This window comes from Pseudomaricurvus hydrocarbonicus (genome assembly GCF_011602365.1).
Classification (GTDB): Bacteria; Pseudomonadota; Gammaproteobacteria; order Pseudomonadales; family Cellvibrionaceae; genus Pseudomaricurvus; species Pseudomaricurvus hydrocarbonicus.
Genome location: NZ_JAAONZ010000001.1, coordinates 324,773 through 348,266 on the forward strand (window position 1 = coordinate 324,773; position 23,494 = coordinate 348,266).

General features: G+C 54.0%; 19 protein-coding genes and 1 pseudogene. 11 read left to right on the top strand and 9 right to left on the bottom strand.

What is annotated here, in order from left to right:
• Window positions 1–33 precede the first annotated feature (33 nt).
• The 4 genes from frr to rpsB form a co-directional block, all read right to left on the bottom strand.
• Complete coding sequence (frr, locus tag G8770_RS01380; RefSeq protein WP_167180983.1) at window positions 34–591, bottom strand: ribosome recycling factor; 558 nt, start codon at window positions 589–591, stop codon at window positions 34–36.
• Between the two features lie 131 nt (window positions 592–722).
• A complete protein-coding gene (gene pyrH / locus G8770_RS01385) occupies window positions 723–1,481 on the bottom strand; it encodes a UMP kinase (protein ID WP_167180985.1) in 759 nt (252 codons plus the stop codon).
• A 259-nt stretch (window positions 1,482–1,740) separates the two neighbouring features.
• A complete protein-coding gene (tsf, locus tag G8770_RS01390; protein ID WP_167180987.1) occupies window positions 1,741–2,613 on the bottom strand; it encodes a translation elongation factor Ts in 873 nt (290 codons plus the stop codon).
• 151 nt (window positions 2,614–2,764) lie between these two features.
• Window positions 2,765–3,514 (bottom strand): 30S ribosomal protein S2, encoded by a 750-nt coding sequence (gene rpsB / locus G8770_RS01395; RefSeq protein ID WP_167180989.1) that lies wholly within the window; start codon window positions 3,512–3,514, stop codon window positions 2,765–2,767.
• Window positions 3,515–4,056: 542 nt separating this feature from the next.
• Here rpsB and map point away from each other — a divergent pair.
• From map to nth, 4 genes are all read left to right on the top strand, one after another.
• Window positions 4,057–4,827 carry a type I methionyl aminopeptidase gene (gene map / locus G8770_RS01400; protein WP_167180991.1) on the top strand — a complete coding sequence of 257 codons (771 nt, stop codon included), beginning with the start codon at window positions 4,057–4,059 and terminating at the stop codon, window positions 4,825–4,827.
• Window positions 4,828–5,014: 187 nt separating this feature from the next.
• Window positions 5,015–7,702, top strand: a complete 2,688-nt coding sequence (locus G8770_RS01405; RefSeq protein WP_425049770.1) for a [protein-PII] uridylyltransferase — start codon at window positions 5,015–5,017, stop codon at window positions 7,700–7,702.
• A 67-nt stretch (window positions 7,703–7,769) separates the two neighbouring features.
• Entirely contained in the window at window positions 7,770–8,969 is a 1,200-nt protein-coding gene (gene dapC / locus G8770_RS01410) for a succinyldiaminopimelate transaminase (protein WP_167180995.1), read from the top strand.
• Between the two features lie 137 nt (window positions 8,970–9,106).
• The gene (gene nth / locus G8770_RS01415; protein WP_167180997.1) at window positions 9,107–9,778 is read left to right on the top strand and encodes an endonuclease III; all 672 of its coding nucleotides are present in this window, start codon (window positions 9,107–9,109) and stop codon (window positions 9,776–9,778) included.
• A gap of 89 nt (window positions 9,779–9,867) precedes the next feature.
• Here the strand turns inward: nth and G8770_RS01420 are convergent, their stop codons facing one another.
• The gene (locus tag G8770_RS01420; RefSeq protein WP_167180999.1) at window positions 9,868–10,287 is read right to left on the bottom strand and encodes a hypothetical protein; all 420 of its coding nucleotides are present in this window, start codon (window positions 10,285–10,287) and stop codon (window positions 9,868–9,870) included.
• A gap of 449 nt (window positions 10,288–10,736) precedes the next feature.
• On the opposite strand from G8770_RS01420, the gene G8770_RS01425 reads away from it, so the two are divergent.
• The 6 genes and pseudogenes from G8770_RS01425 to G8770_RS24590 form a co-directional block, all read left to right on the top strand.
• Window positions 10,737–11,081, top strand: coding sequence for an ArsC family reductase (locus tag G8770_RS01425; protein ID WP_167181001.1), 345 nt, complete (start codon window positions 10,737–10,739; stop codon window positions 11,079–11,081).
• Between the two features lie 108 nt (window positions 11,082–11,189).
• Window positions 11,190–12,224: a 2,3,4,5-tetrahydropyridine-2,6-dicarboxylate N-succinyltransferase gene (gene dapD, locus G8770_RS01430; RefSeq protein WP_167181004.1), complete on the top strand. Its 1,035-nt coding sequence runs from the start codon at window positions 11,190–11,192 to the stop codon at window positions 12,222–12,224.
• 351 nt (window positions 12,225–12,575) lie between these two features.
• A complete protein-coding gene (dapE, locus tag G8770_RS01435) occupies window positions 12,576–13,709 on the top strand; it encodes a succinyl-diaminopimelate desuccinylase (RefSeq protein ID WP_167181379.1) in 1,134 nt (377 codons plus the stop codon).
• Between the two features lie 92 nt (window positions 13,710–13,801).
• Window positions 13,802–14,710 (top strand): EamA family transporter, encoded by a 909-nt coding sequence (locus G8770_RS01440; protein ID WP_167181006.1) that lies wholly within the window; start codon window positions 13,802–13,804, stop codon window positions 14,708–14,710.
• Between the two features lie 374 nt (window positions 14,711–15,084).
• A complete protein-coding gene (efpL, locus tag G8770_RS01445; RefSeq protein ID WP_167181008.1) occupies window positions 15,085–15,660 on the top strand; it encodes an elongation factor P-like protein EfpL in 576 nt (191 codons plus the stop codon).
• Between the two features lie 195 nt (window positions 15,661–15,855).
• Window positions 15,856–16,062: pseudogene (locus G8770_RS24590) on the top strand (EamA family transporter); the annotation flags it as partial.
• Between the two features lie 77 nt (window positions 16,063–16,139).
• Here G8770_RS24590 and G8770_RS23995 read toward each other — a convergent pair.
• On the bottom strand, window positions 16,140–17,894 hold the full coding sequence (locus G8770_RS23995; protein WP_243760214.1) for a hypothetical protein: 1,755 nt from the start codon (window positions 17,892–17,894) through the stop codon (window positions 16,140–16,142).
• Between the two features lie 229 nt (window positions 17,895–18,123).
• On the opposite strand from G8770_RS23995, the gene G8770_RS01455 reads away from it, so the two are divergent.
• Complete coding sequence (locus G8770_RS01455) at window positions 18,124–19,152, top strand: deoxyribonuclease II family protein (protein WP_167181012.1); 1,029 nt, start codon at window positions 18,124–18,126, stop codon at window positions 19,150–19,152.
• Between the two features lie 30 nt (window positions 19,153–19,182).
• On the opposite strand, the gene G8770_RS01460 is transcribed toward G8770_RS01455, so the two are convergent.
• The 3 genes from G8770_RS01460 to G8770_RS01470 all read right to left on the bottom strand — a co-directional run bounded on the left by G8770_RS01460 (window position 19,183) and on the right by G8770_RS01470 (window position 23,437).
• Window positions 19,183–21,360 carry an alkaline phosphatase family protein gene (locus G8770_RS01460; protein WP_167181014.1) on the bottom strand — a complete coding sequence of 726 codons (2,178 nt, stop codon included), beginning with the start codon at window positions 21,358–21,360 and terminating at the stop codon, window positions 19,183–19,185.
• Window positions 21,361–21,418: 58 nt separating this feature from the next.
• The gene (locus G8770_RS01465) at window positions 21,419–21,652 is read right to left on the bottom strand and encodes a hypothetical protein (RefSeq protein WP_167181016.1); all 234 of its coding nucleotides are present in this window, start codon (window positions 21,650–21,652) and stop codon (window positions 21,419–21,421) included.
• A gap of 315 nt (window positions 21,653–21,967) precedes the next feature.
• Window positions 21,968–23,437 (bottom strand): NAD-dependent succinate-semialdehyde dehydrogenase, encoded by a 1,470-nt coding sequence (locus tag G8770_RS01470; RefSeq protein WP_167181018.1) that lies wholly within the window; start codon window positions 23,435–23,437, stop codon window positions 21,968–21,970.
• Window positions 23,438–23,494: the final 57 nt, after the last annotated feature.

Here is a 23,494-nt window from a genome sequence, read left to right on the forward strand (position 1 = left end):
AGGGTTGGGCCGCTCAAAAATCAACCGCGAAGATTAGATTTCCATCAGATCTTTTTCTTTGGCCCCCAAGGTGGCATCCACCTGGGCGACAAATTTATCCGTGATCTTTTGAATGTCGTCCTGAGCACGACGCTCATCATCTTCACTGATTTCCTTTTCTTTCAGCAGGTCTTTCACATCCCCCAGAGCATCACGACGGATATTGCGGATCGAAACGCGGGCATTTTCTGCTTCGCTACGAGCCTGCTTGATATAGTTCTTACGCGTCTCTTCCGTCAGCGGTGGCATAGGAATACGCATCAAATCACCCGTGGTGACAGGATTCAGGCCCAAACTGGACTTCATGATCGCCTTTTCAATCTCTGGCGTCATTTGCCTTTCCCAGGGACTGACCGACAAGGTGCGAGCATCCAGCACCGAAATATTGGCCACCTGGCTCAACGGCGTATCCGCACCATAGTAGTTCACGGTCACACCATCGAGGATGCTGGGGTGAGCTCGGCCAGTGCGAATTTTGTTAAAATTGTTTCCCAAAGCATCAATGGCTTTGCCCATGCGCTCCTGCGCATCCTGTTTGATATCATCAATCATTCTTCAATCCTCAAAGGGTCAAACACAATCCACTTAACTCTATCTAAGAGCGACTCGGTCAATCCTTTAGCCCACAGCTGCAATTGATCAACCCGGTTCCCCGCCTCAACCGGCAAGGCCCGTCTTTGCTCTTATTGCTGATCGGCGTCTACCCGGGCCTCTTCAATAATAAGAGTACCCTCATTTTCACCTTTCAAAATATTCAACAGCGCACCCGGTTTGTCCATACGGAAGACTCGCAGCGGCATATCCTGTTCACGGCAGAGGCAAATGGCCGTTAAATCCATCACCCCCAGCTTCTTGTCCAGGACTTCGTCATAGGTCAGCCGCTCATAGCGGGTTGCGGTTGGATCTTTCATCGGATCCGCACTGTAAACGCCATCAACTTTGGTGGCCTTAAGCACAATATCCGCCTCCATTTCGATGCCACGCAAGCAAGCGGCCGAATCGGTCGTAAAGAACGGGTTGCCGGTACCGGCAGAGAAGATGACCACCTCACCCTGCTCAAGGAAACGCAGCGCCTTGCGACGGTCGTAATGATCCACCACACCGCTCATGGGGATAGAAGACATAACACGGGAAGAAATATTGCTGCGCTCCAGCGCGTCACGCATCGCCAAAGCATTCATAACCGTGGCCAGCATACCCATATGATCGCCCGTCACCCGATCCAGGCCCGCTTTGCTCAGCGCTGAACCACGGAACAGATTGCCGCCACCGATCACCAGACCGACCTGAACACCAATACCAACCAGCTGACCTATTTCCAAAGCCATTTTATCCAGAACTTTAGGGTCGATCCCAAACCCTTCCGCCCCCATCAGCTCTTCACCACTCAATTTCAGCAAGATACGCTTGTACTTCTTATCACGCCCAGGGTTCACTGGCATCGATGTCTTCTCCGACTTGTGGGTTGCTCTGCTTCAGACCCCCGCATGGCGCAGGGTATAACCTATTGATTCACCAGCACTCCCGCCCAACTAGCCCCAGCGGGAAGCCCGATCCGGTATTTCTGGTTTATCCGTAAATTTACACAATCCTGGTACAAATTTCCGAAAGTGTAACAGCAAAAAGGCGGAGGTATCACCCCCGCCTTTTATATAGCCTCAGATTACGCTGCGCGCACCCCGAAACTGTCCTGCAGCCAACTTACTTCTTGTTAGCGGCTTCAACCTGGGCAGCCACTTCAGCAGCGAAGTCAGCCTCAGCAACCTCGATGCCCTCACCCACTTCAAAACGTACGAAGCTAGTGATGCTGGCACCGGCGTCTTTCACCAGCTGACCGACAGTCACTTCTGGGTTCTTAACAAACGGCTGCTCGGTCAGGCTGTTCTCTTTCAGGAATTTGTTGATACGACCAACCATCATCTTTTCAACAATGTTCTCTGGCTTGCCTTCCATATCAGGCTGAGCCTTGATGATTTCTTTCTCTTTATTGACTTCTTCTTCCGCCATATCCGTGGTGTTGATCACACGAGGATTGACAGCAGCGATGTGCATGGCCACGTCTTTTGCCACTTCTTCAGAACCGCCTTCCAGCTGAGCGATAACAGCGATGCGATTATTGGAGTGAACGTAAGCACCCAACACACCACCTTCAACAACCTCTACACGACGCAGACCGATGTTTTCACCGATTTTCTGCACCAGCGCCTGACGAGTTTCTTCCAGGCCAGCAGCCAACAGAGCTGCCACATCATTGCTCTTGGCCGCAAACGCAGCTTCAACAGCAGTGTTAACGAACGCCAGGAAACCTTCGTCGCGGGCAGCGAAGTCAGTTTCTGAGTTCACTTCAACCACAACGGCATAAGAAGCATCGTCAGCCATTTTAACCGCAACAACACCATCTGCAGCTGTACGACCGGCTTTCTTCTCAGCCTTCAAGCCAGATGCTTTACGCAGATTTTCGATCGCCACGTCGATGTCGCCACCAGCTTCGTTCAGTGCTTTCTTGCACTCCATCATGCCGAGACCAGTGCGCTCACGCAGTTCTTTAACCATAGAAGCAGAAACAGCTGCCATGACAATATCCTCTTCAGTAATTCTTGATAATTCGACTTTAGAATTCCAAAAAAGGGGGCCCTGCCCCCTTTTTTGATGCTCAACTGAAACCCGCTCTTAAAGAAAACTCATTTAACAGCCAGCCCAGCCAAGCAATATGACAATCAGCGGCTTACTTGGCAGCGGCTTCGTCGTCGTTTACTTCTACAAACTCACCCGCTTTTGGGTTGGTGGTCTGCGCATTGGCAGCACCTTCCAGACAAGCGTCAGCAACAGCTGTAACGTACAGTTTTACCGCACGAATCGCATCGTCGTTACCCGGGATAACGTAGTCAACGCCAGCAGGGTTGCTGTTGGTATCAACGATACCGATGACAGGAATACCCAGCTTGTTGGCTTCCTGAATAGCAATGCGCTCATGCTCAACATCGATAACAAACAGAGCATCCGGCAGACCGCCCATGTCTTTAATACCACCGATGGACAGCTCCAGCTTATCCTTGGTGCGAGTGCGCATCAGAGCTTCTTTCTTGGTCAGCTTGTCGAAAGTACCGTCAGTCGCCTGAGCTTCAAGCTCACGGTAGCGACGGATAGAAGCGCGGATGGTTTTGTAGTTGGTCAACATACCGCCCAACCAGCGATGGCTGACGAATGGCTGACCTGAACGCTCCGCTTGCTCCTTGATGATCTTGGAGGCGGCACGCTTGGTACCTACAAACAGAACTTTCTTCTTCTGAGAAGCCATCTGCTGGATGATCTGCAGAGCTTCGTTAAACGCTGGAACCGTGTGCTCCAGGTTAATAATATGAATCTTGTTGCGAGCACCGAAGATGTACTGGTCCATTTTAGGGTTCCAGTAACGGGTTTGGTGACCGAAGTGGACACCGGCTTGCAGCATATCGCGCATGCTTACGTTTGGCATATCAAATTTTCCTTGGGTTGAGCCTCCATATACCCCACCTATCAACCCGTTGATTTTATTACAAAAATCTAAGGCACCCAGACAGATGTGTCGGTATATGTGTGACAGTCATTTTAGTGTTTTTCCTGACAGCTAAAGCCTTTTTGGGGACGACCCATACACAGCTTCGCAAATCAGGGCGCGCTTTATACCATATTGCCCCACCCAAAGAAAGCAAAACGTAGCTTTTAACGTCTTTATACAGGCTATGGAAGAATACCCGCTTAGTTTACAATAGGCCTCTTTGGCGACGTCGGACGACCACCATAACCATGGGCGGAAGGCTTTTTAACAGTCTATGAGCTTATTCTGGGCTTAATATAGACTGTGAGCAGGCACCTAGCGTATCAGCAGGCCCCTCAAGAACATGAGCTGAAACTGCTGGCAGGCAGGTAAACACACGGAAGGCCAACCTCAAGACTGGCCTTCCCAATGAAGCACTCAGGCCGGCCGACTTCTACTTAGATAGACCAACACTTGTTTAGATCAACACATGGATACTTATGACAGTCAGCATTAAAACCCCTGAGCAGATTGAGAAAATGCGCATCGCCGGCCGGATGGCCGCCGAGGTTCTGGAAATGATAGGCGAATACGTGGTTCCTGGCGTCACTACCGCCGAACTGGACCGCCGTTGTCACGACCACATCGTCAATGTCCAGAAAGCCATCCCAGCCTGCCTGAATTACAAGGGCTTCCCCAAGTCCGTGTGCACTTCGGTCAACCACGTCATCTGTCATGGTATTCCCTCTGAAAAGAAAATCCTCAAAGCCGGTGATATCATCAACATTGACGTCACCGTCATATACGATGGCTGGTTCGGCGACACCAGCAAAATGTACACCGTCGGGGCTGTGGCCCCTCACGCCCAGCGCCTGATCGATATTACCCAGGAATGCCTTTACAAGGGTATCGAGCTGGTCAGACCCGGGTGCCGCCTGGGTGACATTGGCCACATCATCCAACAGCACGCGGAAAAGAACTACTACTCGGTGGTGCGTGAATACTGTGGTCACGGCATTGGCGACGTCTTCCACGAAGAGCCCCAGGTGGTTCACTACGGCAAGCCCAACACCGGCTTTGAGCTCAAAGAAGGTATGACGTTTACCATTGAACCCATGATCAATGCCGGCAAAGCCGGAACCAAGCTGCTGAAAGACGGCTGGACAGTAGAAACACGAGACAAGCGCCTTTCCGCACAATGGGAACACACCCTGGCCGTCACCTCGAACGGCGTCGAAGTCCTGACCAAACGCCCGGATGAACCTTTCTGACGCTACACCTCAATTCAGCCCCAAAGGCGGATGCCCTGCTCTTAATCTGCCTGCCTTGCAGGCCGGGGCACGAGATAACTGAAGATTACCGGAAGCACTGTTACTGACGTTCAACCCAACACCACGGTCAAAAGCCAATACCGCCAACGCCCACGCCCCAGCGCAAACAAAGAGTCATTACCTGATGATGGAAACACCCTATTTTGAGCGCCCGCTATTTTCCTTTGACCAAGGCCGTTTCCGGCGTGATCTGGCACAAGCCGACGGCAAAATAATTCCCCTGTTTAAAAACGCACTCAACGCCGCCAACGTCCAGCTCGACACCCGCTTTGACGAAGGTGAAGACATTCGCAGCCTGATTTATGAGCGTGCACAGATCATTGACTGCATTCTTCACTACGCCTGGTATCAATTTAGCTGGAGCGATCAGGTCAGCCTGATCGCCGTTGGTGGGTACGGACGCGGCGAACTGCACCCCAAATCCGACATCGACCTGCTGTTATTAATGGAGCAGGACAATCCCCAAGACCTCGAGAGCGCACAAAGTTTGCTGCTGCTGCTCTGGGATATCGGTCTCGACATCGGTCACAGCGTTCGCACTCTGGAACAATGTATCGAGATCGCCAGAGAAGACATCACCGTCGCCACCAATTTGCTGGAGTGCCGCACCATTGTGGGCAGCGAGCGCCCCTGCCTGCAACTTCAAAAGCTGACACAGCCGGAAAACATGTGGCCCGCCGATCGGTTTTTCGCAGCCAAAAAAGCCGAGCAGCTGGCACGTCACCACAAGTACGCCAATACCGAATACAACCTTGAACCTAACGTCAAAAATGCCCCTGGCGGCCTGCGCGACATCCAGACCATCGCCTGGGTCGCCAAGCGTTACTTTGGCGTGCGAACTCTGAACCAGCTGGCGGGAAAGGACTTTTTCACGGAAGAGGAATTTGCCCTACTGCAATCCGGGGAAGAGTTCCTGTGGAAGGTCCGCTATGGACTGCACAAAATTGCCGGACGCCCCGAAGAGAGGCTACTGTTTGATTACCAGCGCGAGCTGGCCAAAGAATTCGGCTATAAGGATTCAGACAGCAACCTGGCCGTTGAACAGTTCATGCACCGCTACTACCGCGTCGTACTGTCGCTCGCGGAGCTCAATGATGTGCTATTGAACTTCCTTGACGAAGCGGTTCTCAACCATAATGGTCAAGCGCTCATCACGCCCATCAACGAGCGCTTTCAGTTACGCGATAACTACATTGAGACCACTCACAACGCCGTTTTTCTGCAGGAGCCCTCGGCGCTGCTGGAAATTTTTGTCATCATGGGCAACAACCCTGATATCAATGGCGTGCGCCCGGAAACCATTCGTTTACTGCGTGAGCATCGAGACCTGATCGACGACCACTTTCGCAACGATCCGAAAAACACTCAGCTGTTTGTCGATTTGCTGAAGTGTAAACACGCGCTCGTCACCCAACTCAAGCGCATGAAACGCTACAACATTCTGGGCCGCTACCTGCCGGAGTTCGGCGACATCATCGGGCAAATGCAACACGACCTGTTCCACATTTATACCGTCGATGCCCACACCTTGTCGGTGGTGAAAAACATGCGCGAGCTGCGCTACCCGGAAAGCCGGGAGAAATTCCCGGTGGCCTATGAGTGCATGCAGCAACTGCCGAAACCCGAACTGCTGTACATGGCCGGCCTGTACCACGACATCGCCAAAGGCCGTGGTGGTGACCACTCCAAACTGGGCGCCGTGGATGCCTACCAGTTTTGCCTGCGCCACGGACTGAAAAACCACGAGGCCCGACTGGTGTCCTGGCTGGTGGAAAAGCACCTGCTGATGTCATCCGTATCACAAAAGCAGGACATTTCCGATCCGGATGTCATTCATCAGTTTGCCGCCGAAATGGGTGATAGAGTGCATCTGGACTACTTATACGCACTCACCGTAGCCGACATTAACGCCACCAACCCCACGCTGTGGACCACCTGGCGCGCCAGCCTCATGCGCCAGCTCTACACAGAAACACGCAGGGCCTTGCGCCGCGGCCTGGAAAACCCCATCGACCGTCAGGACTTGATTGCGGAAACCCAGGACGCTGCCTTACAGCTGCTGCTGGCAGACGGCTACGCCAAAGACTCAATCGAAGCGCTCTGGAGCTATCTGCATGAAGATTACTTTCTGCGCGAGAACGCCAAAGAGATTGCCTGGCAAAGCAGTTCCATCATTGATCACAACAGCACTGCAGATTTAATCCTCGTCAGGGAAACCACCAGTCGCAAACACGAGGGGGCGACCGAAATCTTTATTCGCACCCGCGATCGCAGCAATGTCTTTGCCGCCGTCGCCACGACGCTGGACGGCCTCAACCTGTCCATTCAGGATGCCCGCATTTACAACACCGAACGCGGTGGTTACACCATCGATACGTTTTATGTGCTGGATGAAAACAATCAGCCCATTAAAGACGACCCCAAATTCCGTGAGCACATCAAGCAGGAGCTCCAACAGGAGCTGGCACAAGTGGACAACTACAGCGACATCATCAGTCGTCGCGTGCCTCGTCGCCTGAAAAGTTTTGCCATACCCACTCGCACCAGCATCAGCAATGACATCAACACCAACACTACCCTTTTGGAAGTCATCTCCCCGGACAGGCCCGGACTGCTGGCACTGATTGCACGCATCTTTCTGAAATTTAACATCCAGTTGAGCAACGCCAAGATCACCACTCTGGGAGAGCGCGTCGAAGATATTTTCTTCATCACCGATGAAGATGGCGAACCCCTGAGCGACCCGGATCTCTGCCAAGCCTTACAGTCTGAAATTTGCAAACAACTGGACCAGCAGGTGGAGGTTTCTCACTAGCCTTAAACGCTAACCGCAGGCGACTGAGCAACTGCTTCACTTACGTTAACAAACAACGGACAGCACCATGAACCCCGATTTAGAACGCTTACAACCCTACCCTTTTGAAAAACTGAATGCGCTTAAGGCGCAAGTCACGGCACCGGATCATTTGCCGCACATTGCGCTCTCCATTGGTGAACCCAAACATGAGCCTCCCGCGTTTGTACTGCAGTCACTGAGCGACAACCTGTCCCGCGTGGTCAACTACCCGTCCACAAAAGGCCTGCCAGAACTGCGCGAGACCATTGCCCAGTGGCTGACCCGACGCTTTAAACTGACCCCCGGCAGTGTCGACGCTGAACGGCAAGTGCTGCCGGTGAATGGCACCCGCGAGGCGCTGTTCGCCTTTGCCCAGGCGGTCATTGACCGCAATAAGCAGCCCTTGGTGGTGAGCCCGAACCCCTTCTATCAAATTTATGAAGGAGCCGCGTTTCTGGCGGGTGCCGACCCCTATTTCCTCAACTGTGATGTGGACTCAGGCTATTTGCCGGACTTCGACTCTGTGCCGGCTGACGTGTGGCAACGCTGCCAGTTGCTGTTCCTCTGCTCGCCCGGCAATCCTACCGGCACCGTCATTGATACCGCCACCCTGCAAAAGCTGATCGCGCTGGCGGACGAGCACGACTTCATCATTGCCAGCGACGAATGTTACTCCGAACTTTATTTTGATGAAGACCAGCCTCCGGTTGGCCTGTTGCAGGCCTGTGCCGAACTGGGGCGCGATGACTATCGCCGCTGCGTCGTGTTTCACTCTCTGTCCAAACGCTCAAACCTGCCCGGCCTGAGATCCGGCTTTGTCGCCGGCGACGGTGAGGTACTGGAAAAATTTCTGCTCTACCGCACTTACCACGGCTGTGCCATGCCGGTCACCAACCAGCTGGCCTCCATTGCCGCCTGGAACGATGAAGCACACGTCAAAGCCAACCGCGATGCCTATCGAGCCAAGTTTGATGCCGTTTTGAACATTTTGGAGGGTGTCCTCGAAGTGGAGCGTCCGGATGCCAGCTTTTATCTGTGGGCCAAAACCGGCAACATGAGCGATGTGGATTTTGCCCAGCAACTGTTTGCCGAGCAAAACATCACCGTCCTGCCCGGCCGCTACATTGCCCGCGAGGCCAATGGCACCAACCCCGGCGAGAATCATGTGCGCATGGCCCTGGTCGCTACCGTCGAGGAATGTGTGGCCGCCGCCGAGCGCATCAAACAGTTCATGGCTCAGCGATAAGGACATGACCCAGCGATAGGCGTCTGCCGACGCCCACGCGGTATAATCCCCAGGAATTTCACACAGCCAAAGAGCCTGTTGTCCCCACCAAGACCACCGGCGCTTTAGCCCGCGAATAGTCGACACAAGAACTCGAGATGACCACACCCAAAAACCTTCTCAAAGCCGAACGCGTTGCCTACATTCATCAGCGCCTCGAAGAACTCTACCCGGAAACCCCGGTGCCACTGGATCACAAAGACCCCTACACCCTGTTGGTGGCTGTGCTCTTGTCCGCCCAGTGTACCGATGAGCGAGTCAATCAAATTACACCGGCACTGTGGGCGCTGGCCGACAACCCCTATGATATGGCCATGCAGTCAGTAGAAGACATTCAGGCAATCATTCGGCCCTGCGGCCTGTCGCCACAAAAATCCAAAGCCATTTCCGTGCTGTCACAAATGCTGGTGGAAGAACACAACGGCGAAGTTCCCAATGACATGGCCGCACTGGAGAAGTTGCCCGGAGTGGGACACAAGACCGCCAGCGTGGTGGTCGCTCAGGCCTTTGGAGTGCCGGCTTTTCCGGTGGACACCCACATCCACCGCCTGGCCCAGCGCTGGGGACTGACCAGTGGAAAAAATGTTCAGCAAACCGAAAAAGACCTCAAGCGGCTGTTTCCCGCCGAAAGCTGGAACAAACTGCACCTGCAAATTATCTTCTACGGTCGGGAATACTGCAGCGCCCGCGGCTGTGACGGCACCGTCTGTGAAATTTGCACCACCTGCTACCCGGCGCGCAAGCACCCCAAGAAAGCGAAAAAGCCTTAGGGGCGAGTGGCGAGACAACCTTAGGCCCATCGAAAACCGTGACCACTCAAAATTGGCTTTTTTAAACAGACCATTCAGGCAGCGTTGACTCAGCGCGTGGTCAGATCGCGGGCCGCAAACGGGTTTCTGCGCTCGTCCGCTTCGGGCTCGGGTGCCTCTTCCACGGTTTTCAGGTCCAGCATCGAGAACATGGTCTCCGGCTTTTCCAGCGGGCCCGGCAGTCTTTTTTGGGGTTTCTGAGAGCGGTTGGCGCAGGAAAAAGAGGTGACCTCCCGCTCCACCCGGCAAACACCCCCCAGCCCATCAATGACGCGGCGATAGCGCTGCGCCTCGGCTTCGCTCAGCCCCCGCTTGAGGGTCAGGAAACGGCCGGAGAATAGATGCTTCAGCTGACGGGAGTTTTTCAGACCGAACTGGCGGGCAAACTTCAGGGCCACATCCCGCTTGGAATGACCCGCCGCCACATCACCCCAAAACACCACCCGATAGGTAGATAGCATTTCTGACATGTCGAAACTCCTTTTCGAACCAATGAGCAGTTGGCATCAGCAACCTCCTGGGGAGCGTCGCTGCTGTGCCCGGTAAATACCCAACAAACCAATATTGAGCAAACCTATATTGAGCAAAGCTGTTATTGAATAAACCTGATGTTGAGCAAACCTAATGCATAGGGAGAGCAGTTAATACGTAAAACAGCTGCCAATCGCCAAGCCTCCCAAGCGGCCAGTTACGAACGAAACCACCTCATAACCACGCCCATTAGCATTAGATATGTGCCGATTGTATACAATCTGAACAAAATTACCATATGTGACGTGCGTCACATTATATTTAATTTGATCACCCGCCCCTGACGGATCTAAGTCGGCCTACCTGATGAATCAAAGCTGGCTTTTTGGTATGCTTTGCCGCCTTAAATTTTACGACCCCTCCAACCCTACCTGTCAGCGGGAGAATCATGACCACGCTCTACGGCATCAGCAACTGCGACACCGTCAAAAAAGCCCGAACCTGGCTCGATCAAGCGAATGTCAGCTACACCTTTCACGATTTCCGCAAAGATGGCCTGGAGCGTCAGCAAGTCATCGCCTGGGTGGCGGCCCTGGGCTGGGAAAACCTGGTCAATAAACGCAGCACCACCTGGAAGGGGCTGGATGACAACGCCAGGGCGCAGCTCAACGACAGCAGCGTGGTTGACGTGATTTTAGACCAACCCACCCTGATCAAGCGGCCCCTGCTGGATCAGGGTGGCGCTATCTCGGTGGGTTTTAAAGCCGCCGACTATGAAGCGCGCTTTGTATAAATACGAACAACGCTTTGCGTAAGCAAGAACATCGCTTTGCACAAGCATGAACACCGGTTTACATAACCGCTCTTTTAACAGATTTCGACTCAAGACTGGAATACGACTATGACTGATCTTTACGCACTGGGTTTAGGTGTTGGTACTCAAAACAGCAAAGGCGAATGGCTGGAGGTTTTCTTCCCGCAGCCGCTGCTCAACCCTTCCGCAGACACCGCGAAAGCGGTTGCCGAGGTACTGGGTTACGCCGGTGGCAACCAGGCCATCGCCATCGACAGCGCCAAGCTGGACGCCCTGGCGTCTGCCCTGGAAGCTGCTGGCAACCCTGAGCAGGCGGCCACGGTAAAAACTTTCCAAAACAGCCAGCGTCCTTTAGTGGCCGCGCTGCTGGCCGAAGACGCTGCCCCCAGCTCCGTGCCCGAAGGCTACCTGAAGCTGCACCTGATCTCTCACCGCCTGGTCAAGCCGCACGGCACCGTGCTGGACGGCCTGTTTGGCACCCTGCCCAACGTTGCCTGGACCAATCAGGGCGCCGTGGATCTGGCTGAACTGCCTGAGCGTCAACTGCAAGCGCGCCTGAACGGCGAGCTGCTGGACGTGGACTGCGTTGACAAGTTTCCCAAAATGACCAACTACGTTGTACCGGCTGGCGTGCGTATCGCCCACACCGCGCGCGTACGTCTGGGCGCCTACATCGGTGAAGGCACCACCGTCATGCACGAAGGTTTCGTTAACTTTAACGCCGGCACCGAAGGTCCGGGCATGATCGAAGGTCGCATCTCCGCGGGCGTGTTCGTCGGTAAAGGCTCTGACCTGGGTGGCGGCTGTTCCACCATGGGCACACTGTCCGGTGGCGGCAACATCATCATTTCCGTGGGCGACGAGTGTCTGCTGGGCGCCAACGCCGGTATCGGCATTCCTCTGGGCGATCGCTGCACGGTCGAAGCGGGCCTGTACATCACCGCCGGCACCAAAGTTGCCGTTCTGGACGACAAGGGCGAACTGGTAGAAAGCGTCAAGGCCCGCGACCTGGCTGGCAAGTCCGACCTGTTGTTCCGTCGCAATTCGGTCAACGGTGCAGTGGAGTGCAAAACCAACAAGTCCGCCATTGCCCTGAACGAAGAGCTGCACGCAAACAACTGATCACTGACATCAGTGCCTGCAACATGGCTGTTATGAGACCTGTCACAACTGCGCTCATGACAGCCAGGTGGTGAAGCGCCCGCTTCACCACGCTCCCTCTCCTCGGCGACGCCGATGTCTAATGCCCCCTCTGTGCAGTTCCTCGGTGCCATTCCTTTGGACTATTCTTCTGTGCTATTTCTCTCTACCTGGCCCTTCTCTTACCAGCGCTGCAAATAGTGCCTCAACCCCTCTGCCCCTGTCCGACCCTTCGGCTTTAGGCTAAAATGCCGCCACTCTTTGGTTGAACCACCCCCCAACTCAGGTTCAGCACTTCAATTCGACTCTATTAAGCGATTTTCAATGACTGCTCTGACACCCACTCTGGAATTAGCCCGCGAGCTGATCCGCCGTCCTTCCGTCACCCCAGAAGACGAAGGCTGCCAGCCCATGATGACCGACCGCCTGCGCGCCATCGGCTTCCACATTGAAAATCTGCGCTTTGGCGAAGTGGATAACTTTTGGGCCATTCGCGGCACCGAAGGCCCAATTCTGGCCTTTGCCGGTCACACCGACGTGGTGCCCACCGGCCCCGAAGAGCAGTGGAAATACCCGCCGTTCGATGGCGTGATCGAAGACGGCATGCTCCACGGCCGCGGCGCCGCCGACATGAAAGGCAGCCTTGCCGCGATGGTGGTGGCCTGCGAACGCTTTGTCGCCGAGCACCCCAACCACAGCGGTCGCATTGCCTTTTTGATCACCAGTGATGAAGAAGGCCCCGCTCACAATGGCACCGTCAAGGTGGTGGAGTGGCTGGAAGCACGCAATGAAAAAATCACCTGGTGTGTGGTGGGCGAACCGTCCAGCACTAACAAAACCGGCGATACCATCAAGAACGGCCGTCGCGGCTCACTGGGCTGCTGGCTGACCGTCAAAGGCACTCAGGGGCACGTGGCCTACCCGCATCTGGCCGATAACCCGATCCACGCGTTCGCCCCGGCGCTGGCTGAGCTGGCCGCCGAGCACTGGGACAATGGCAACGACTTTTTCCCGGCCACCAGCTTTCAGGTGTCCAACATCAACTCCGGCACCGGCGCCACCAATGTGATCCCCGGTGAAGCCCAGGTGATCTTCAACTTCCGTTTTTCCACCGAAGTCACAGAACAGCAACTGCGCGAGCGCACCGAAGCCATCCTCAACAAGCACGGCGTGAACTACGACATCGACTGGCGCCTGAGCGGCTTGCCGTTCCTCACCGCCGAAGGCCCGCTGGTCGAATCCGCAGTGGCAGCGATTCGCCAAGTCGCCGGCTTTGACACCGAGCTGTCCACCGCTGGCGGTACTTCCGATGGCCGCTTTATTGCGCCCACCGGTGCGCAGGTGGTCGAGCTGGGACCGGTCAACGCCACCATCCACAAGCTGGATGAGTGCGTCGACGCCGAGGAGCTGAATCTGCTGACCGACATCTATCAGGACATGCTCAACCGCCTGCTGCCGGACGCCTAAGCCGGTTGGTTTTCGAACGGTTTACGGCAGGTTGAATAAACCCGGCCCAGCGAACCCCCTTTGCGCAAGGCCCACTGAGGCAGGAGTACACCGTGACGCAACATCCTCACCCGCTCAAAGGGGTGTTCTTCGGTATCGTCACGGTACTGATCTGGGCCGCTTTCCCTATCTTTACCAAATTCGGCTATGAAGACACGCTGACCCCTTCCGACGTCAGCATCCTGCGCTACGTCACGGCCGGACTGATCATGCTGCCGTTCCTGCTGAGTCGCGGCTTTAAAGGCATTCCGCCGCTGGGCCTGCTGATCATTGTCTGCGGGGCCGGCTTGCCTTACCTGATGAGCGTCAGCCTGGGGCTGCAATACTCCAGCGCCGGACACTTTGCCCTCATCACGCCCAGCACCATGCTGCTCTGTTCCACCCTGGGCGGCTGCCTGCTGTTCAAGGAGGCCATGAGCCCGATGCGTCTGCTGGGAATTGTGATGGTGCTGTGTGGTTTGATACTGGTGGGCATCGACAGCCTGCACACGGAAGTGGCCAGCTGGCAGGGCGACGCCTTGTTTGTGTTGGGGGGCTGTCTGTGGGCTTGCTACACACTGTCATTGCGCCAGTGGCAAATCGAACCACTGCACGCCACTGCCGTGGTCGGCACCACCTCGATGCTACTGTGTGTGCCCTTGTACCTGCTTGGCAATGGCAGCCCGCTGCTGGGGGAAAGCCAACTGCTCACGGCCTCGTGGCAAACCCTGGCCACTCAAGCGATCTATCAAGGTGTCTTTTCCTCCATCCTCGCACTGGTGTTTTACAGCCAGGCAGTGAGTTTATTAGGCCCTGGCAAAGGCGCCATCTTTGGCGCGATTGTACCGGGCGTGTCGCTGCTGCTGGCGATTGGCATTTTGGGCGAGCCGGCGACGTTCCTTCAATATTCCGGTGTGGTGGTGATTTTTGCCGGGGTGACGGTGACACTGGAAATGTTTAAGTTAGCGCGGAAATCAAGATAGTGGCTAGTGGCTAGTGGCTAGTGGCTAGTGGCTAGTGGCTAGTGGCTAGTGGCTAGTGGCTAGTTCAGGATGCTCTTTGTTAAGCTGCAATTCAAAGTCATCTTTGCGAAAAATGTAGTGTCAATGATAGGGGCTTGAGGCCACGCGGCAATCCCCGGGCCGGCACTGGACATGCAGTCTAAACACAACGCCGTTGATGACCCAATTTCAGCGGCGCCTATCCCTGCTCTTTTCTGCTATTTCCTATCACGGCTACCGGGGTGTGCCAGACAGTCTATCTAGGCGGCGCGGCAAATTGAGCATAGAATACCCGCGCCGATAACCTGCCAGCTGGCTGTGGTTGTCTTTTATTTTTTGAACATGAGCCCCATAAAATGCCAAAAGTCAGTGAGATAAAAAAGAATACGGCCGTCGAATTTAACGACAGTGTTTATGTCATCAGAACCATTGAGCGCTCTGTGCCACAGGGTCGCGCCGGAGGCAGCATCTACCGCATGCGCATGTACGATGTGGTTACCGGTCACAAAACGGATCAATCCTTCAAAGAGTCAGAAATGCTCAACCTGGCCAACTTGACCCGTCGGCCCGCCAACTTTTCCTATTCCGACGGCGACGAATATGTGTTTATGGACAGCGAGGATTACAGCTCCTACAGTTTCAACAAACAACAGATCGAAGAAGAGCTGCTGTTTATCACTGAGGACACCGAGGGTCTGGTGGTACTTATCGTCAATGACGCACCAGTGGCACTGGATCTGCCCGTCAACGTGGATCTGGAGATTGTGCAGACCGATCCGGCCCTGAAAGGCGGTTCCGCCACAGCCAGAACCAAGCCAGCCATTTTGTCGACCGGCCTGACGGTACAGGTACCCGAGCACATTGCCAGCGGTGAACGCATTACCGTCAGTGTTGAAGATCGCCGCTTTATCAGTCGCGCCGAATCCAAATAACCTCCGCTAGAAAGCCGCAGGGGCTGGGGTAGAGTCAAGCCGTTCAGGTCAGCCAAGTTTGAAGGTAGCGTTTTACCTTCTGACTTGGCCCCCACGAACCTTGCGTGCGACCTGCCGGAAACCCTAGCCGGCGCTGGACATGCACTCTGCACCCTACGTACGCCTTTTTTTATCAGCGCCTGTCCCTGCTAATTGTTGGCCACTCAAGCGATCTATCAGGGTGTCTTTTCCTCCATCCTCGCACTGGTGTTTTACAGCCAGGCAGTGAGTTTATTAGGCCCCGGCAAAGGCGCCATTTTTGGCGCGATTGTTCCCGGTGTATCCCTGTTAATGGCCATTGGCATATTGGGTGAACCTGCAACCTTGCTCCAGTATGCAGGTGTTGTGGTGATATTTTCCGGCGTGATTGTCACGCTGGAACTGATCAAGCCGGCGCGAAAACAGCAAAAAGCTCTATTACATCATGCCGGCTTTTCAGCTCACGGCTTTGTGAAAGTCACTTGCAGCTCATGCCCGACAATCGAGAAACCGGGCTCCACTCCGTTAATGCTGCTACCCCGAAAACACTCCGGGTTCAGTTCGGTCAAAGCCGAACACCTCAATAACGTGTAGGGTTGGTTGTAAGAAAATCCGCCACTTTTCTGCGTATCAAAACGAAATGACACATGTGACGATTTGATCGCCACATCGCCTTCGACCGTCAGACAAGGTGTCTCTTTTCCGAGCTGTGTGGCAATCACACCGCCGGTCATTTCCAAACTGCCAATGGTAACTCCAGAGGTGTGGTAACCGATATCCAGCTCACCATCATCAAACAGACACACTTTAGCGTTATCCCCCACCGACTCGTCATAGAAAGCAATACGACCACCATAACCACCATGGGTACCACCATAGGCAATCAGTGTGGCACAGCCTGCGCTGGAATTGCCGGAAAACACCGTGTATCCACCTCCGGCATTAGCTGTACAACCGCCCAGATTAAACAGGGTCGCACCCCCAGCTGTCGGAAACTGCCTGCTGACGTCCCCACCAGTCTCTTTGCCATACACAGAAAATTCCGTGAAGCCCGCTGCACCACCTTCCCCTGCAGCCGGGTGATTCCACACCTTGGCGTTGCCCGCAGTAGGGAAATATTGTGTTGGCTGATTAATAGAGAAAATCGTGTGTCCGGCACTGGACTTGTTTTCAATAGCACTGCCATAGTTGACGATCGTTGCGTCTGCAGCCGTGGGTGATCCGTAACGTGCACTGAATTCCAGATGGCCGCCGCCGCCTTGTTCGCCCTGACGTGCGCCGTAGTTAAAATAGGAGCCGTTGCCAGCGGAAGCCCCTTGAGCAGCATCCATAGAGGGAGGGTTATTGTTAAAACTGGTGACTCCGCCGTAACCTCCGGCCACAACCGCTGCGTGATTGTAAAAATGTCCATAACCACCACTGGCCGTACTGTCAAATGCCACATCGCCACCATTGGCTTTTTCGTGGGTCGCGCCCCAGTTGTTGTAAACACCATGATCGGCGTTGGAGTTACCGTAGAACTGAGTATTGCCGCCATCGCCGCCAGAAACGGTGCCCCCCACGTTGGTAAACGTCGCCTTACCCGCCGTTGCCGTATCGTGAAAGACCACATTGGCAAAGGTATCGCCATCAATACCCAGGCTGCCATAGATGGTAAAGTTGGCACTGTCTGCCGTGGACGAATTACTGAAACTCACTTCCCCACCCACGGTACTGGGGGTATCTTCCTTTCTGAACTGCGGGGGCGGCTGCGCTCCTGTCCAGACTTTAAATCGGGCCGAGCCTGCGCGCGCATTGTCGCAAAAGCTGATCACACCACCGCCATAACCCTGCTCACCAATCGGGCCGGCACAATAATACATATCCTCACTACCGGCGGTCGCCGTGTTGGTAAACACTAACTGTGGATTGTCATGACCACTGCTGGTAGCCGCCACAATAAAGCTCTGTTGTTTACGCGATACATTGCTGACGCCTTCACCGGTAACCGTTAAGCCCGGAGTTTTTCCGGGTCCAAATGTAAAAGTGTAAGCCGTCGAGTGTTCATTGAACTCAATCTGCTTAACTGAGGCATTGCTATCGGTCGCAAAGGTAATGGCCGATTGGGAGGATTCAGCAAAGATTGCCGTATCTGCAGGCACTTCTTCCGAACTCCAATTGCTCGCCGTATTCCATTCACATGTGGCGGGCTGAGTTTTCCATGTTGATTCAGACATCTGCTTTCCTTTTTAGAAACGGCAACTCTCTTCAATGGACTATTGACGGAGCTCCCTTGTTATCGTTTGTGTTTTATAAACCCCAGGTCTTCTTGCTCTTTTTAAAGAGTGTTTCAAAGATGTTACTTTTAAATTGATCCTGATATGGTGATGTTCACTATCCACTGCAATTTCAGCTCAGCAACTGAGCTCTGCCACACTTTTTCTATCGACAGGGAGATGTCCTCATATGATGAATGCAAAAAACCAACAGGGAAACCCTGTAGACTGGTGGTTCATCTATAAAACGCCTGAGCATACAGGAACCGAAAACAATCAGGGCTCTGACTTTCTCTACTTCGATCCGAATATTGGAGAACTGCTGTTATCTCCCATCGGACTGAATCAAGATCACCAAGCCCTTGGCTACACATTGGCTGCCATTTTTGATTCGTCAGAGAGCGCCGGTTACATCGCCTATAATGACGAACACGTTAACTCAGACAGCAACAAATCAGACAAAGGCCACTGCAAAGGCATTCTGGCCTTTGATAAAACCAGTGATTCCGCGCTCTTTTTGCTCCACTCTACGCCCAGATTCCCCGCAAACAACAAACCCACATTGCCCGATGATGAAATGATTTATGGGCAGACCTTTATTTGTATCACTCTGCCTGACTATCAGACAGCCAATCACATCGCCCAGCAGATGTTGAGCCAACAAAACCCGCAGATACTGACCGAAAGCTCGAGAATTCCATCGTCTCTGCAGCCCAACGAACCACTGTCGATGCTCTATCACGGTATTGGCCTGAGCGAATCGAAAACACCCTCAAAGCTTCCTTTTAAATCCCGGGCAGGAAAAGAGTTTCTCTTGACCGCCAAAAGCCGCAAATGGGGCAAAGACTTCTGGCTGGATCTGGTTTCACCCTTATTGAATTGCGACCTGGTCGTAGAAACCTGGCGCCGGGGTGCCGTCACCCCCCAGCAAGATCAACAATCCAATGACTATGATGAAGACACCCTGACGGTAGACTTCAAAATAACGCCTTCACTCAGTTATGAGTGGCACTACACCAAAGATCACGCCAAGTGGGCAATCGCCATGAAAAACACCACCAATTCGCTGCCCTGGGTGTGTATTGCCGACATCAACCGCATGGTTTCCCAGGAAAAACGCGGCGGTGGCAGTCTCTGCTTTCAAGAACCTCGCTTGTGGCAAGCACTGAAAAATGCTGAAGAAAAACTCCACACTTTAACGCAAACAACTCCAACATAGAGACACCCCCAAGTCCGATGAGCCCTTATATCATTTCATCGGAGGGAATGATTTGTCATAAGGAGGCGTCAATGTCGGCGCACCCTCCCTTGGCTGATCCGCCTGCAAAACCGCCTCAAACGTTGGCGCGATATTGATACGATCACCCAGCCCCCACATGGGCCTGGGAACACCGAACCACTCAAGCAAGGTCGCGGCAAATGACGTAGAGTCGAACGGGATCTCCCCCTCGGCTCTGACCACTGACTGCTGTTTGATCCAGGGAGACACCATAACCGTAGGCACTCTTGGCCCCATCAAATCATAGGCAAAGCCATTATTGAGATCGTTGGGCCAGGGTTTCTGAGCGTAAGGCGGAACCACATGATCGTAAATGCCGCCGTTCTTATCAAACGTGATCACCAGTAAAGTATTTTCCCAACCCGGACCGCTCTTAATCGCCTCATAAATCTCGTTCAATTCACGCTCGCCGGGCACCAGATCACCACCGGGGTGATAAGAGGTTGCCCCTTTCGGCGCAATCCAGGCCGGCTCGAGATAGCTGAATGCCGGCAGGTTGCCATGCCGTGCGTCCTGCTTGAATTGATCTATGCTGGACAAAAACTGGGTGGGGTTGGTATCCACCGAAGGCACCTGTCCCTTGAGATACAACTGATAGGTAAATACCTCGTTTTCCCACAACACCGAATTGTAAATTTTCCAGTCGGTAATACCGTGGCTCCACAATGTTTTCCAAAGGGATTGACGATGTGATGACTCCGGCCAGTTCGTATAAATACTGCCACCCTCCCAGGTACCCAGCATATTGAAAGCAGAACCGGTCAGAGAAAAAGCACGATTCACATCCGTGCCGCCAGGCATAGAACAGAACCAGCGATCTGAAACGCCAAAATGTCGAGCCAGGCCGTTCAGGACCGGCAGCTGTTCCGGACTGAAGGTTTGCATCACTTGAGCGTTGGCGTTATTGAGAATAAACCCGCCCATATCCGGCTTTGCCCGATCCCAGTAACCTGATTCCTCGGAAAACATCTGTTGCAGATTATCGGTTGTGTCATGGAACGGGTCCTGATCGAGAGCAACAAGATTCCATTCGGCACTCAACTGACCATTTTTATACTTGCTGACAAAGACTTTTTGATCGCCATCGTAATTAAAGTCTTCGATGCTTGCGCCCTCAAAAGGCTCTTGCGAACCGAGGTAATGACACCCCTGATCACCCTGTTCATAGAGCCAGCCACACACATTATCAAAGGAGCGACTTTCCAACATGTAATACACCACATGTTTGATTTTGGAACGCATAAAATCCATGGTCCCGGGAGTGGTCGCAAGCTCTGACTGAACAGGTACGCGCGTTTGATACCCGGTCAACACTGAGCCAGCGCCAATCGTCGATGGCAACTTACCCTCGCGCACAGGGCCGGTCAGCACATCGGCGTGCTCCGGGTTGAACCCCCAAAGGCGGTAATGGCCTTTCGCAGCGTTCCACTCCAGCACATGAGATCCAATGGCCGTCAATTCGCTGTCCTTATCGACCTTATCCCAGCGCCCTTGCTGCACGGCTGGCAGGGAAAGCGGGGTTTCCAATTGTGGATCAAAACTCCACAGGCGGTAATGATTCGGCTCCGGCAAAAGATCCAACACATAATTGCCAATAGGAATCAAAGTATGCCCCGACTTAATCAGCGGAAATCCGTTTTGAGGACTGTAAGACGCCGGCAAAGGGTCTGACTTAAAATCCAAAACACCCTGAGGGTCAAAGCTCCACAGCTCAAAGGTGCCACGACCTTTGGCAGGAATCATACTCAGAACAAAGCTGGTCATTGGCGTGAGATCCAGATATTGCCCTTCGTCTAGATTGCTGCTGTAAGTACTGCGGTACTTTCCCCAGAATTTGGTTTTTTCCCAAAAGCCGCTCTCAATTGCCGGCCCCTGCAACGGGTTGGACGAATCTGGATCAAAGGCAACCAGGTTAAACTGATAGCCCTCTATTCCATGAGGCTTGCACAGAGGACTCCATTGCAACAGGTATCCACCAATTTGTGCCATGCGCCAATGACAATCAAAACTCACACCTGCCGACAGGGAAACCGAAGTCAATAATTCTTCTGCTTCGGGATCTACCCGATACAACGCATAAGTATCTTCTTTTTGATGGCGGCAGATCAAAAAATCACAGGAACGTTTTTCAGGGGAAGACTGACTCATAACTTGTCTCTGGTTATTGGGTGTTTAACAGGGCTTGACAACTCGTGTGGACTGCTGCCTAACTCACGACGCTTTCTTCCATCAATTCATCCGCTTCATTCAGCTGTTTCAGTCCCTCCAGCATTTCTGGAACAACCTTGACCAGCTGGATAATACTGAAGACCAGCACGCCATGATGTACACCAAGGGTGAGTTCATCCAGCTTGGCAATCGTTTCGTACAGAGACGTGGACAGAAGAACCAGAGCGCTAAACAGATTCAGGTAGGGACTGTTGATGATAGAGTTGAGCATCCGTGTTTCCGGTTATTGTCATTGGCAATAGCGTCAGGAGGTTCAACAATCAGAGGAGCAAACTAAGGAGGGAGAAGTCAGCGCCCTTGTTTCGCAGATCGTCCTGACACATAAAACTTTATGTGCCAAAACGATATCCATAACATTTTGAAAATTCAATGATTTTCTACTGCGCTATGAGAACAGACGAGATCATGCCCAAACTCGGTGCGTTATCGAGCAATAGTCGTGGCGCCGGGCAAACAACAGACACAAAAAAGCCGCTAAAGGACAAAGTCCCAGCGGCAAATCACACGGTTATACAGTTTGAGCGATCTAGCTTAGTCCGCCCAAACACATGTATTTGATTTCCAGGTAATCGTCCATACCGTATTTGGAACCTTCACGGCCACTGCCCGATTCCTTGACGCCGCCGAAGGGCGCCATCTCGTTGGAGATGATGCCTTCGTTGATGCCGACGATGCCGTATTCCAGCGCTTCGCCCACGCGGAAGATGCGGCCCAGGTCCCGGGTGTAGAAGTAAGCCGCCAGGCCAAACTCGGTGTCGTTGGCCATGGCCAGCGCTTCGGCTTCGGTGTCGAATTTAAACACCGGCGCCACCGGACCAAAGATTTCCTCCTTGAACACGCGCATATCCGGCGTGGCCTGGGTCAGAATGGTCGGCTCATAAAAGTACCCACCCAGGTCCGACGGCTTGCCGCCGATCACCGGTTGCGCGCCCTTGGCGATTGCATCGTCCACCAGCGCCTGCACATCGTTCACCGCTTTGGTGGTGATCATCGGGCCGTGGGTGACGCCCTCCTCGGTACCGTTACCCAGTTTGAATTGGGACACAGCGTGGTGCAGCTTTTCCACAAAGGCGTCGTAGACACCGCTCTGCACCAGCAGGCGGTTGGTACAGACACAGGTCTGGCCGGAGTTGCGATACTTCGAGGCCAGCGCACCTTCGACTGCGGCATCCAGATCGGCGTCGTCAAAGACCATAAACGGCGCGTTGCCGCCCAGCTCCATGGAGGTTTTTTTCACCGTGGACGCGCACTGCGCCATGAGGATTTTGCCCACCGGCGTCGAGCCGGTGAAGGTGACTTTGCGCACCTTCGGGTTGGACGTCATCTCGCCGCCAATCGCACGGGAGTCAGGCCCCACCACCATGTTAAACACACCCGGCGGGATACCCGCTTCTTGCGCCAGCACGCACAGCGCCAGTGCCGACAGCGGCGTTTCGGTGGCGGGCTTGCCCACAAAGGTACAACCGGCTGCCAGCGCCGGCGCCGCTTTGCGGGTAATCATCGCATTGGGAAAATTCCACGGCGTGATGGAGGCCACCACGCCCACCGGCTGCTTGATGACCATAATGCGCTTATCGCCACTGGGCGCCGGAATCAGGTCGCCGTCGATACGCTTGGCCTCTTCGGCAAACCACTCGATGTAATTGGCCCCGTAAGCGATTTCGCCGCGGGCTTCGGCCAGGGTTTTGCCCTGCTCGGCGGTGAGGATTCTGGCCAGGTCTTCCTGATTCGCCATGATCAGGTTGAACCAGTTGCGCAGGATATTGGCGCGCTCTTTGACCGGCTTGGCCGCCCAGGCGGGCATGGCCTGTTCTGCACACTCAATGGCATGACGGGTTTCCGCCACACCCGCTGCGGCCAGCTGTGCAACGACGTCTTGCGTGGCCGGATTGAGAACGTCGATCAGGTCGGCGCCGTCACTGGCTGCCAGCCACTGACCATTGACATAGGAGGCCCTGGCCAGCAGGTCGGGACGATTTAATTTCAATAGGGACATGGTATTTCCTTTCGATGAGAACCCTTCAATGACCACACATGAATGACAGCAAAGGTC

Coding starts and splice junctions, on each gene's coding strand:
- frr (WP_167180983.1), bottom strand. CDS start 591: ATGATTGATGATATCAAACAGGATGCGCAGGAGCGCATGGGCAAAGCC.
- pyrH (WP_167180985.1), bottom strand. CDS start 1,481: ATGCCAGTGAACCCTGGGCGTGATAAGAAGTACAAGCGTATCTTGCTG.
- tsf (WP_167180987.1), bottom strand. CDS start 2,613: ATGGCAGCTGTTTCTGCTTCTATGGTTAAAGAACTGCGTGAGCGCACT.
- rpsB (WP_167180989.1), bottom strand. CDS start 3,514: ATGCCAAACGTAAGCATGCGCGATATGCTGCAAGCCGGTGTCCACTTC.
- map (WP_167180991.1), top strand. CDS start 4,057: ATGACAGTCAGCATTAAAACCCCTGAGCAGATTGAGAAAATGCGCATC.
- G8770_RS01405 (WP_425049770.1), top strand. CDS start 5,015: ATGGAAACACCCTATTTTGAGCGCCCGCTATTTTCCTTTGACCAAGGC.
- dapC (WP_167180995.1), top strand. CDS start 7,770: ATGAACCCCGATTTAGAACGCTTACAACCCTACCCTTTTGAAAAACTG.
- nth (WP_167180997.1), top strand. CDS start 9,107: ATGACCACACCCAAAAACCTTCTCAAAGCCGAACGCGTTGCCTACATT.
- G8770_RS01420 (WP_167180999.1), bottom strand. CDS start 10,287: ATGTCAGAAATGCTATCTACCTATCGGGTGGTGTTTTGGGGTGATGTG.
- G8770_RS01425 (WP_167181001.1), top strand. CDS start 10,737: ATGACCACGCTCTACGGCATCAGCAACTGCGACACCGTCAAAAAAGCC.
- dapD (WP_167181004.1), top strand. CDS start 11,190: ATGACTGATCTTTACGCACTGGGTTTAGGTGTTGGTACTCAAAACAGC.
- efpL (WP_167181008.1), top strand. CDS start 15,085: ATGCCAAAAGTCAGTGAGATAAAAAAGAATACGGCCGTCGAATTTAAC.
- G8770_RS23995 (WP_243760214.1), bottom strand. CDS start 17,894: ATGTCTGAATCAACATGGAAAACTCAGCCCGCCACATGTGAATGGAAT.
- G8770_RS01455 (WP_167181012.1), top strand. CDS start 18,124: ATGATGAATGCAAAAAACCAACAGGGAAACCCTGTAGACTGGTGGTTC.
- G8770_RS01460 (WP_167181014.1), bottom strand. CDS start 21,360: ATGAGTCAGTCTTCCCCTGAAAAACGTTCCTGTGATTTTTTGATCTGC.
- G8770_RS01465 (WP_167181016.1), bottom strand. CDS start 21,652: ATGCTCAACTCTATCATCAACAGTCCCTACCTGAATCTGTTTAGCGCT.
- G8770_RS01470 (WP_167181018.1), bottom strand. CDS start 23,437: ATGTCCCTATTGAAATTAAATCGTCCCGACCTGCTGGCCAGGGCCTCC.